Raw genomic sequence first — 10,597 nt, forward strand, 5'->3', positions numbered from 1 at the left:
ACCCATGGTGATGCGATTCGAATGGCGCACCTCCCTGTGCGCTACCGACTTCCCGGCAACAGCCTACGAAGCACTACGCTTGCGCGTGGCCGACCACACGCCGTTCAACAACCTTGGCTGGTTGTGCGCGGCAGAGCAGGCCATGGGCGAGGATCAGCGCCTGCACATTCTGCTCGGCTGGCAATCCGAGCAATTGCTGCTGTGCCTGCCACTGGTGGCCAGCCGCGAACGCTTCGCTGGCGTACCGTTTCGCGTTTTGCATCACTTGGGTTATCCAATGGCCGATCGCCTGGCCCTGCTGTCGTTGCTCGGCAGCGAAGACATGCACAAGGCGCTGGTGCTGATCCGCAAACATCTGCCCCATGCGCTGCTGCAACTCAATGAACTGTCGGAACCTGCCGGTGAAGAAAGTGCGCTCACCGAATGGATGGCGCGCAGTTCCACGGCTGAACGGCGCCTGAGTTGCCGGGTGCCGGTGCATCTGATCAGCGATGCCGATCATCAGGAGATTTCCGGCGACCCGCGCTACAAGCTGCGTCGGGCACGCAAACGGATTGCCGCATGCGATGCGCAAGTGCGGCGAATCACCCCCGATGCGCTGTCGATGCCTACGATTTTAGAAGCGCTGCAGGAAGTCGAGTCGGTCAGCTGGAAAGGTGACGAGGGCGTCGGGATTTTCGCCACCGAACGCAGTCGTCAGTGGATGCAAAGCGCCTTCACCGCCCTCGCCGCCCAAGGCCTGGTTCGGGTCGTGACGCTGGAGCTGAACGGCCGCTGCATCAGCTATCGCCTCGGCCTGCTCGAACAGGGCCGGCTCTACGATTACAACCTGGCGTTTTTGCCGCAGTACGCCGACCTCGGTAGCGGCCGGGTGCTGCTGGAGGAATGGATTCGTTGGGGGCTGGATGAGCACTGGCGCTGGATCGACGCGTCGCGGGTCAGCCTGGAAAACTCCAGCCATCAACTGCACGAACGCATGACCGGGCAACTGGAACACTGGCGCTGGAGTTTCTACTCATGGCGCCCGAGCGGTCTGCTGCTGGGCCTGGGACTACGCCTTTGGCACCACGTCAAACCGGCCCTGCAAAAATGGCGCGCACCGCGTGCCGGCAACTCGACGGCGGCGAACACATCCGAAATTCAACCGGCAACACCATCCAACACACCTGGGCTAGCGCCTCGGAGGGCATCATGAGCGTCATCGAAAATCTGCTTCTGCGCATCAAACAAAAAGGTCTGCGCCGCACCCTTGGCGCGCTGTGGAAACGTTACGTGTTCGCTCACCGTGAATTGCTGTGGATGGAGCGCGACCTGGTCACGCCGATTGCCGCGAACAAACTGCGCCCCTGCGAAGGTTTGCGCAGAGTCGACATCACCGAGGACAACGCCAAGGCATTCGGCAAGTACTTTGGTGACCGCGTGGAGACCATGGCCGAGCTGGCCGCTGAAGGGCATACGGGGCACATGTACCTGGACGAGGACGATCACACCGTCGGGTTCGTCTGGGCCAGCACTCGCGACTATTACGACCGCCACTTCTACCGCTGCACGTTCCCGGTCAAGCCCGGTGAATACTTCCAGTTCGGTGCCGAAATTACCCGGCACTATTTCGGCAGTAGCTTGACCGTCGATGCACAGACCGCACTTTGGCAAGTCATGTCTGCCCGAGGCTTTAAAAAAGTCGTGGATATCTGCGACAACGCCAATGTACAGGCCCTGAAGATGCATATTCGCCTGGGCTATCAGGAACAAGGGCATATCACGCATGTTTACGACCTGTTCGGGCACTGGCGTTTCTTCCGCGAATCGAACTACAGCGATTCAAGGCTGGAGGCGCTGCGCAAGCCGGAAAGACCAGTAGTGACGGCGGCGGCGCAGGCTTGATTCAGTCTGGATATTTGTGGCGGCTTTGATGCCGCCATCGCGAGCAGGCTCACTCCTACAGGGGTATGCATTTCAAATGTAGGAGCGAGCCTGCTCGCGATGAGGCCGGCAGCCGCATCGATCGATCAGGCCTTGGTGGCGACTAGGGTAAAGCACATCGGCATCTGCGCCTCTCGATTCAGATACCGGTCATAAACCTCTTCCCGATTCGAATGCGCGTATTCCTTGAAGTGCGCGATGTTCAGCCCTGCCCCGATGGCACCACTGAAAATCGCCCCCAGCGTATGCACAAACCAATACGACTTCGCCGCCTGCTGCTCAACCTTGCCGACGTAGACAATCGGTTCTTCCTGCACAAACGGCTCGGCGCGGAAGTACGAACTGGCGAGGCGATACGGATCCTCTGCGTCGGGATCGACCATCTCCAGAAATGGATGGGTTTCATAGATAACCAGTTTCCCACCCGGTTTCAGCGTTGAAGCAACATGGCCGAAAAACTCACCGATGTCCGGCATCCAGTTCAAAACACCAATGGTGATCAGTGCCACGTCAAACCGGTTCTGCAAAGACGCTGGCAGGTGATGAATATCGGTTTCGATGAACTCGGCGTTATGCGGTGAACGCTTGTTCAGCTCACGCGCCTGTTCGAGAAACGCCGACGACTGATCGACACCGACCACGCTTCTGGCACCGAGCGCAAACAGGGAGAGACTCTCGCGGCCGTTGTTGCAGCCCAGTTGAATCACATCCTTGCCATCGACCTCCAGCAACCCGCTCAACGTCTCATCAAGGCAAGAGAAATCCGCCTGCGCGACTTCGCCGAGCAAGGCCTGCCAATCAGGCGAATCCTGGTGATGGCGAGCGGAATCGTTCCACGCCTGTCGATTGCTGTCGATGGCGGTTTTATTGTTGGGCACTTCCATGGCGCACTCCGGACGATGCTCGTGATTGAGCGGATCCGAGTCTAGATCAGCCCGGCAATTGCGGTTGTTGCAAACTTGTAAGCCAATTCGTGTAGGAGCTGCCGCAGGCTGCGATCTTTTGATCTTGTTTTTAAAGGTCAAGATCAAAAGATCGCAGCCTGCGGCAGCTCCTACATATCTGAGTGTTCATGCCTACAAGTGTCGGCGAATTATCAAAACAGATAGCGGACACGGCTGACTATTCAACTCTGCTCACATGGATATCCTCACAAAGCGCAGACATCCGACGCGCACAAAAAATGGCTAAGGAGGTTTAACCATGAGCCAGACGTTAACGATTTTCGACGTGGCAGCATTGCTGGACAGTGACGAAGCCATCAGCGAATACCTGTCCCAGGTTCTTGCAGACGGGGATAACGAAGAGTTTCTTCGCGCAATCGGCTATGTCCTCAAGGCCTGCGCACAGCCGGGGCATGTGATCAATCACCCGGTTGTTTGAATGTCGGGCAGCTATAGTTAATAGCCTTGGGGAAAACCGCACTCGCAGGTGCCGCCATGCATATGCTCGCTCGGCTGTTGTTGACCGGCTGTCTGCTTGCTGCCACTCAGGCGCAAGCGCTGGACAGCAATTTCAATTATTACGGGCCCAACCAGCCCTTCGCCCACCCTGCTCCGTATTCGCTGGGTTCCACACCGCCCAAACCTTACGACGATACGGCGCCGCAGGATTTTGTGGTGATTCCGGGTGACCATGAGTTCTACGATTCACAATTGCCGACGGTGGCGGATGCGACGGTGCGGGTGTTTATTCGCACGTACGATGCCGAGCGCGGGATTTATGTGAATGACGAGGTGCTGGATCCGGGGTGTTTGCTGGAGTGTTTGAGCCGGCAGCAGCATTGATCCGGCACCTCCGATCCCTTGTAGGAGTGAGCCTGCTCGCGATAGCGGTGTGTCAGCAATAAAGAGGTCGACTGACACACCGCTATCGCGAGCAGGCTCACTCCTACAGGGAATTTGCGGTGGGGCTACCACTGCCGTTTATCGGGCCGGGCGAGGCCGAGTTTTTCGATGCGGTAGCGCAGCATGTCGCGGCTCAGGCCCAGCAGACGCGCGGACTTGGTGACGTTCCAGTCGGTCTTGTCGAGCATCTTGCGCACCATGTCGCGTTCGACTTCCGGCAGGTTCATCGATTCGGTGTTGCTCGCCGGGCGCGGTTCGTAGTGCATCGGGGCTTCATGAATATGCAGCGGCGGCTCGTCGACCAGGCTCATGCACACGTTCAACTGATGCGCAGCAATCGTGTCGCTCGGCGCCAGCAACACCGTTTGCTCAAGCATGTTGCGCAGCTCGCGCACATTGCCCGGCCAGGTGTAACTGAGCAGCAACTCCTCGGCTTGATCGCTGAAATGCAGATTCGGTTTGCCGTAACGCTTGCCATGGCTGGCGAGGAAATGCCGCGCCAGCAGCAGAATATCTTCACCCCGCGCATACAGACGCGGCACCTTGATCGAAATGATCCGCAAGCGGAAAAACAGATCACGACGGAATTTGCCCTGCTGAACCATTTGCTCCAGGTTGCAGTTGGTCGCACTGATCACCCGCAGATTGACCTTGCGCTCCTTCACCGAACCGACGCGGCGAATGGTGCGATCCTCCAGCAACTTCAAAATTTTCGCCTGCAACAGCAGGTCCATCTCGCCAATCTCATCCAGAAACAACGTGCCGCCATCCGCCGCTTCCACCAGACCAACGCGACGGTCCTTGGCATCGGTGAACGCACCCTTCTCGTGCCCGAACAACTCCGATTCCACCAGATTCGACGGGATCGACGCACAGTTGAATTCAATGAACGGACCTTTGCTGCGCGGGCCGTCGAAATGCAGCGCGCGGGCCACCAATTCCTTGCCGGTGCCCGTCTCCCCCTCTACCAAGACCGGCGGCAGATCGGTGTTGGCCATGCGCCGCTCGGCATCGAGCAACTGGCCGATGGTGTTCTTCAGATACTGCATCGGCGCCGAGTCGCCAATCAGCGCCTGTACCCCGGATTTCTGCGCCTCGCGTTCCTGATAGAACGACAGCGTGCGTTCCATCCGTTCGGTAGCCAGCGCCTTGTCGAGCAGCAGTTTGAGTTCCGTCAGCGCCACCGGTTTGGTGACGTAATGAAAGGCGCCCTCCTTCATCGCCACCACGGCATCTTCGACGTTGCCGTAGCCGGTCATCATGATCACTTTGAGATCCGGCGCGCTGATGCGCAGCTTCTGGATCAGCTCGTGCCCGCTCATGCCCGGCAGCGAGTTGTCGGTCAGCACAATGTCGGGCATGAAGGTTTCCAGTTGCGCCAGCGCGTCCTCGGCCGAATGGCAGACGGTCACCTCGAAGTCTTTGCGCTCCAGGTAGGTCTGAATATTTTCGGCCAACAGTTCGTCATCCTCGACCAGCAGAATGCTGTGTTCCATATTCCCCTCCCGATGCCACTTTGAAGTTGAGACTGACGCGGGTTCCTTCCTGCTCGCGGCTGGTCAGCACGACCGAACCTTCAAAACGCTCCATGATTCTTTTGACCAACGCCAGACCAACCCCGAGGCCGCCCTGTTTAGTGGTGAAAAACGGTTTGAACACCAACAGTTGCTGCTGCGCGCTCATGCCCTTGCCGGTGTCGCTCAGGGTCATGCGCACGCGGTCCGGCTGCGGTGATTCGAATTCGACGCTGAGCACACCGCCCTTGGGCATGGCTTCCAGGGCATTGGCGAACAGGCTATTGAGTATTTGCGTGAGCAACACCTTTTGACTGACGACCGGCGCGCAGTTTTGCGGACTGAACCGCACTTCGACGCCACTGCGTTTGATCAATGCATCAAATGCGCCAAAGGTGTCTTCAACTGCCAACACCAGATCGACGGTCTCGCCGTCGTCATTCATCGGCCGCAACGACACCAGCAGTTCACGCACCCAGCGTGACATGCGATCGACCTGACTGATGATGTCGCCGATGTTGCGCTGCGCACCGGGGCTGGCGATTTCCTGGGCCAGTTCGGCGCTGGAACGAATCGTCGCCAGCGGATTGCGCAGGCTGTGCGCCACCGCCGAGGACATCTCGCCGAGGGCGACGAAGGTTTCGTTGCTGATCAGTTGTTGCTGCTGGCTCTGCAGCAATTTCGCCGCGCGCCGGACGATCCAGAACAAGGCTAGAAAAATCGCCGCACCGCCGAAGCAAGTCGCCGCCCAGATCGAGGCAAACCCACGGTCAATGCGATCGACCAGATCCGCCGGCTCCTTGTAGACCTCGACCATGGCGACGACTTTGCTTTTGTCGGCGTTGAACATCGGGATGTAGTTCTCGATGAACAGGTATTTCGGTTCGCGCAGCATTTGCTGCTCGGGTTTCTCATCGTCGATCTTGTGGTAGCTGGAAGACACAGGCACTTTCATCTCGAATGATTCGTCGAGCTCATCGTCATCCTTGATGTGCACGCCGATAAGCTCAGCGTTGGTCGACCAGATCACCGTGCGATCCAGCGCATAAACGGTCGCGAGCAAAATGTCCGGCAAGTGTTCGACGTGATCGAGAAACTCGGTGCGTGCCGAAGCCTGTAACGCCGGGTCAACATCGGGATAGTGGTTGTCCTGGCGCGGGTCGAGCATTTCGCCCATCGTCCGGTTCGGATTGATTTTCGCGTGACGCATTTCCGCCGCGCCGATGGCCTGGACGAATTGCGCAGTCAGCAGCGCGTCGCGCTCGACGCTTTCGGTGACCACGAAGCGCGTGGAGATATAACCCAACCCCAGCGCCACGGCGGCGATGATGAAAAAACTCGCGAGCGAGAACCAGCGCAGCAGATTGAACTGCTCGCGCCAGCCCTTGCCTGCGACCGATGGGTTCGGTGCAGAGGTTTTTTGTGCTTCCAGTCGCTGCATGGGAGTGCCCTGGAGTTTTTCTATCGAGTCGCGTACAGAGATCAGTGTAGGTGGCTCTGACCGCGACACACGGTTCAATGATGCTATTTCGCCGCTACTGCATACGACTCACCGCTGCGGCTGGATCGCCCGGTTTTACTGGCGTCAACGCCCCGTCGGCCACGGCAGCGGTGGACGGATGCTGGCGCTCGGTTTCTTCACTGAGAAAGTCGATGATCGACTGCGCGGACGGCTCGTCGAGGCGCAGGTTGGGCATCGGAATTCGCTCGAATTGTTCATACAGTTGCAATGCGATCGGGTCTTTTTCCGCGAGCAGGCGATCCGGCTCGCGAATCCAGCGATTGAGCCATTTCGGGTCGCGGTTGCGGGTCACACCGATCAGGTCCGGGCCGATGCTGCGCATGCCGAGGCCCTGCCCATCCATGGGGCCAAGGCTGTGGCACGAGGCGCAGCGGGTGCGGAACAGTTCTTCGCCGTTGCTGGGCGGGCGAATGGCCGGGGCATTGGCGTAGCTTTCCTCGATGCTCGGTTGCTTCCAGTTCTGCAGGGTGTTGGCCAGTTGATCGGCGAGGATCCACGGATTTTCGAACGGCGACGCCTTCATCCAGCGCCCGGTGCTCTGGTTACCGACGATCAGGCTGAGGTTGTGATCCTTGCTGCGACCGTTGTCGACACCTTCGATGAACAGCCCGAGTTTCTTGCGCAAGTCGGTGACGTCTTCGAACTCGCCGGTGAGAAACTTCCAGCCGGGGCCGACCTTGAAGCGCTGCGAATAGGCCTTGAGCACTTCGGGGGTGTCACTGAGCGGATCGATGCTGATCGAGTAGAAAAAGATGTCCTGGCCGACCCGATCGCCGAGCAGTTTCTGCACCTGGCGCAAGCGTGCAGTTTCCAGTGGGCAAGAGTCGCTGCACGAGGTGAAGATGAAGTTGATCACCACCACTTTGTCTTTGATCAGGTCATCGAAGAAATTCACCTGCCGACCGTCCTGATCGGTCAGCAAGGTATTGGGGAAATAGTCGCCACCCCACGGGGTGGCGGATTCACTGGCCGCTGACGGTTCGCCGACGCTGGCCTGGTGTGCCAGCAGCACACGGCTGCCGAGCACACAGGCCACCAGCATCAGCACCAGGTGCATGCCCAGCGCCCGGGAGCGCGGGGTATGCTGCGGTAGGCGGTCAGCGTGCCGGCGGTTCATGGTTTGACCACCACTTGTGGGCCAACACCGTCACCGTTGCGGAAGGTAGGCAGCGCGGCAGAGTTGACGTAGCGCACACCGTCCCAGCTTGGCAGTGGGGTTGGCATCAGTTGCAGTTGCCCGGGCTTCTCAAGGTCCCAACGCAGCAGCATCGAGTTGTCTTCATGCTGAGTGTTGTGACAGTGCTCCATATACGTCCCGGCAAACTCGCGGAAGTTGATCGCCATTTCGACGCTGTCCAGACCGTCCTTTTCCGAGCCGATGCGATAGACGTCCTTGCGCGCCCATTTTTCCCACTCTGGCGGGGCCTTGCCGCCGCGACTGAGGATGATCCCCTCTTCGAAGTGCACATGCACCGGATGGCTCCAACCCGTGCCGCCGGCCTTGATGTTCCACACTTCGAGGGTGCCGAACCCGGTGATACCGGCATCGGTCGGGCCGCTGGACAGCTGAGTCGAAGCATTCAAGCGACGCGGGTCCATGTGGAAGCCGAAGCCGCCATCGGTCTTGACCGTCCATGGCGCTTCATCGGTGCCGTCGGAGCGGCCGAAGGTGAAGGTGCGGTGGCGAGCCTTGGCTAGCACGGCTTTGTCAGCAGCATTGTCGCGGTGAAGCTTCAGCGGGATCATCACCAGCCCTTCAGCCTTGCCCGGTTTCGCCGGTTCGTAGGCTGCCGGGTTCATCGCCAGATCCTGGCCGGTGTAGGCCTTGACGTTGAGCTGCAAGACCTTGCCAACCGCCGGATCGCCTCTGTCCCACTGCGGGCCCTTGCTGGTCTGCTTGATCACCGCCAGGTATCTCTCCGACAGGATGTCGCCCAGCGGGATGACATCTTTGGGTCCCTTACCGTCGTCGTGAGCCTGCAGGTTGACGAAGAACAGCTTGTCCCCCGGTTTGATGCCGTTTTTCGAGAAGTTGACGATGATGTCGAAGCGCTCGGCGATACCCTGAGTCGGCAGGATCGCGTTGTGGTTCTGTTTGTCGCCATCGGCATCGAGATCCATGCTGCCGTCAAACGGTACGCTGTGTTCCATGATGTTGCCGTCGTTGGCAATCATGTGAAACGGCACGCGACTGTACGACACGCCGGAGTTTTTCGGCCCCTGGAACTCGCCGCTGGTGCCTTTGATTTCCCGCACCAGCGCCAGTTTGAAGTAGCGCGACACCGAGCCGTTGAGGATGCGGAAGCGATAACTGCGCGCACGCACATCGAGGGTCGGTTTCCACTGCCAGTTGACCAGCAACTGATCACCGAGGAAGCCGTCGGTGTTGAACGGGTTGAACCACAACTGCCCTTCCTGATCCCACGCCTTGTCGGCAAACACCAGGTTGACGTCGTAGTCACGGTTGCCCCATGGCAAGGCGCTGCCGCTGGGCAGACGCAGGTTGACGCCGTCGTCCACCGATTCATTGCCGCGATCCAGCGCGCTGTAATAGTTCATCATCGCCGCATTGCCTTTGTAGACGTTCTGCGCGGTGAAATCGAGCATGTGATCGTGGAACCAGTGAGTGCTCATGGTCTCGCGCCAGTCCCCACGGATTTTGATCGTGCCGTGGTCGCAGGTTTTCTTCGCGGGGGCCAGGTCGTTGACCCACAAGGTTTCACCCGGTGCGCAAGGGAACGCCGCACGTGGGTCTTCAGCCTTGGTGTTGATGCTGTCGTAACCGGCGAGCTGGATCGGCCAGCGATAGTCATAGAACTGCCCCGGGAAGAAGAACGCGTTGGCATAGCCATCGCTTTCCGCCGGCGCGTGACCGTTGTGCTCGTGGGTACTGATCGTATGCAGACCGAAGCCTCGGTTGGCCGACGGGTCGATCGGCAAGCCGTTGTAGTGACGCATCATCACCGGTTGGCCGTAGCGCACCATCAACAGTTTTGGCGGCAACGTGCCGTCGAAGGTCCACACCGAGTTGTGGTTTTGCGCCGGCATGGCCGGGTGGAAACGCGGGTCGACACCTTTGGCGGTGCCATCGGTCAGCGGTACGCCAGCGACGTTGTGATACAGGCCGCCGGGGCCGAACTCACCGACGGCGTAATGGTGCATTTGCACACTGTCACGCAGGCCACCATTGAGGCGCGCGCCGGTCTGCACGGTTTTGTAGGCGACTTGCGGGTAGAACTCGTTCCAGCGCTGGTGCGCCCAGCCTTTTCCTGGTGGCCGCCCTTCGGCGGACGAGCCGATATGGCGGTTGAGGTACACCTCGATCTGCGCCTGCCACGGGCGGCCGGGGCGTGGTGAAAGCGTCTTCCAGCTCGGGTAACCCTGCGTTTGGTGTCGGGGCGGTTAATACGCCGGTGGTGATTGATGAAACCGCCGATCTTAAACGTGCGGTTGCGTCGATTCTGATGTCGAAAACCTTTGATAACGGGGTTATCTGCGCCTCTGAACAGTCGGTGATTGTGGTCGATTCAGTCTATGACGCGGTGCGTGAACGTTTCGCCAGCCACGGCGGTTATATGCTGCAGGGTGCCGAACTGAGTGCGGTGCAGAATATTATTCTGAAAAACGGCGGCCTGAATGCGGCTATCGTAGGCCAGCCAGCGTTCAAAATTGCGGAGATGGCCGGTATCAGCGTGCCACCGAGCACTAAGATTCTGATTGGCGAAGTGAAGCTGGTGGATGAGTCTGAGCCGTTCGCTCATGAAAAACTCTCACCAACCCTTGCGATGTAT

General features: G+C 59.2%; 9 protein-coding genes and 1 pseudogene. 5 read left to right on the top strand and 5 right to left on the bottom strand.

The window, feature by feature from the left end; translation table 11 throughout:
* The first annotated feature begins 4 nt into the window (after positions 1–4).
* Together AK821_RS26740 and AK821_RS26745 are read left to right on the top strand one after the other, a co-directional pair.
* Positions 5–1,195, top strand: coding sequence for a GNAT family N-acetyltransferase (locus AK821_RS26740; protein ID WP_064392931.1), 1,191 nt, complete (start codon positions 5–7; stop codon positions 1,193–1,195).
* The gene (locus AK821_RS26745; protein ID WP_064392932.1) at positions 1,192–1,884 is read left to right on the top strand and encodes a hypothetical protein; all 693 of its coding nucleotides are present in this window, start codon (positions 1,192–1,194) and stop codon (positions 1,882–1,884) included. Before AK821_RS26740 ends, AK821_RS26745 begins: the two co-directional genes overlap by 4 nt.
* Positions 1,885–2,009: 125 nt before the next feature.
* Here the strand turns inward: AK821_RS26745 and AK821_RS26750 are convergent, their stop codons facing one another.
* Positions 2,010–2,807, bottom strand: a complete 798-nt coding sequence (locus AK821_RS26750; protein ID WP_064392933.1) for a class I SAM-dependent methyltransferase — start codon at positions 2,805–2,807, stop codon at positions 2,010–2,012.
* Positions 2,808–3,126: 319 nt separating this feature from the next.
* On the opposite strand from AK821_RS26750, the gene AK821_RS26755 reads away from it, so the two are divergent.
* Both AK821_RS26755 and AK821_RS26760 read left to right on the top strand, forming a co-directional pair.
* Positions 3,127–3,306, top strand: a complete 180-nt coding sequence (locus tag AK821_RS26755) for a helix-turn-helix domain-containing transcriptional regulator (protein WP_064392934.1) — start codon at positions 3,127–3,129, stop codon at positions 3,304–3,306.
* 56 nt (positions 3,307–3,362) lie between these two features.
* Complete coding sequence (locus tag AK821_RS26760; RefSeq protein WP_064392935.1) at positions 3,363–3,710, top strand: hypothetical protein; 348 nt, start codon at positions 3,363–3,365, stop codon at positions 3,708–3,710.
* A gap of 125 nt (positions 3,711–3,835) precedes the next feature.
* Here AK821_RS26760 and AK821_RS26765 read toward each other — a convergent pair whose 3' ends face one another.
* From AK821_RS26765 to AK821_RS26780, 4 genes and pseudogenes are all read right to left on the bottom strand, one after another.
* Positions 3,836–5,266: a sigma-54-dependent transcriptional regulator gene (locus AK821_RS26765; RefSeq protein ID WP_064392936.1), complete on the bottom strand. Its 1,431-nt coding sequence runs from the start codon at positions 5,264–5,266 to the stop codon at positions 3,836–3,838.
* Positions 5,235–6,725 (bottom strand): sensor histidine kinase, encoded by a 1,491-nt coding sequence (locus AK821_RS26770; protein ID WP_064392937.1) that lies wholly within the window; start codon positions 6,723–6,725, stop codon positions 5,235–5,237. The genes AK821_RS26765 and AK821_RS26770 overlap by 32 nt, the downstream gene beginning before the upstream one ends.
* A gap of 94 nt (positions 6,726–6,819) precedes the next feature.
* On the bottom strand, positions 6,820–7,923 hold the full coding sequence (locus tag AK821_RS26775; protein WP_064392938.1) for an SCO family protein: 1,104 nt from the start codon (positions 7,921–7,923) through the stop codon (positions 6,820–6,822).
* Positions 7,920–10,148, bottom strand: a pseudogene (locus AK821_RS26780) (multicopper oxidase domain-containing protein); the annotation flags it as partial. The gene AK821_RS26775 and the pseudogene AK821_RS26780, both read right to left, overlap by 4 nt.
* 8 nt (positions 10,149–10,156) lie before the next feature.
* Here AK821_RS26780 and AK821_RS26785 point away from each other — a divergent pair.
* A partial coding sequence (locus AK821_RS26785) for an aldehyde dehydrogenase family protein (protein ID WP_201783043.1) occupies positions 10,157–10,597 on the top strand: 441 nt, incomplete at its 3' end.

It is taken from the genome of Pseudomonas sp. RIT-PI-r (assembly GCF_001297015.1).
Taxonomy (GTDB): domain Bacteria; phylum Pseudomonadota; class Gammaproteobacteria; order Pseudomonadales; family Pseudomonadaceae; genus Aquipseudomonas.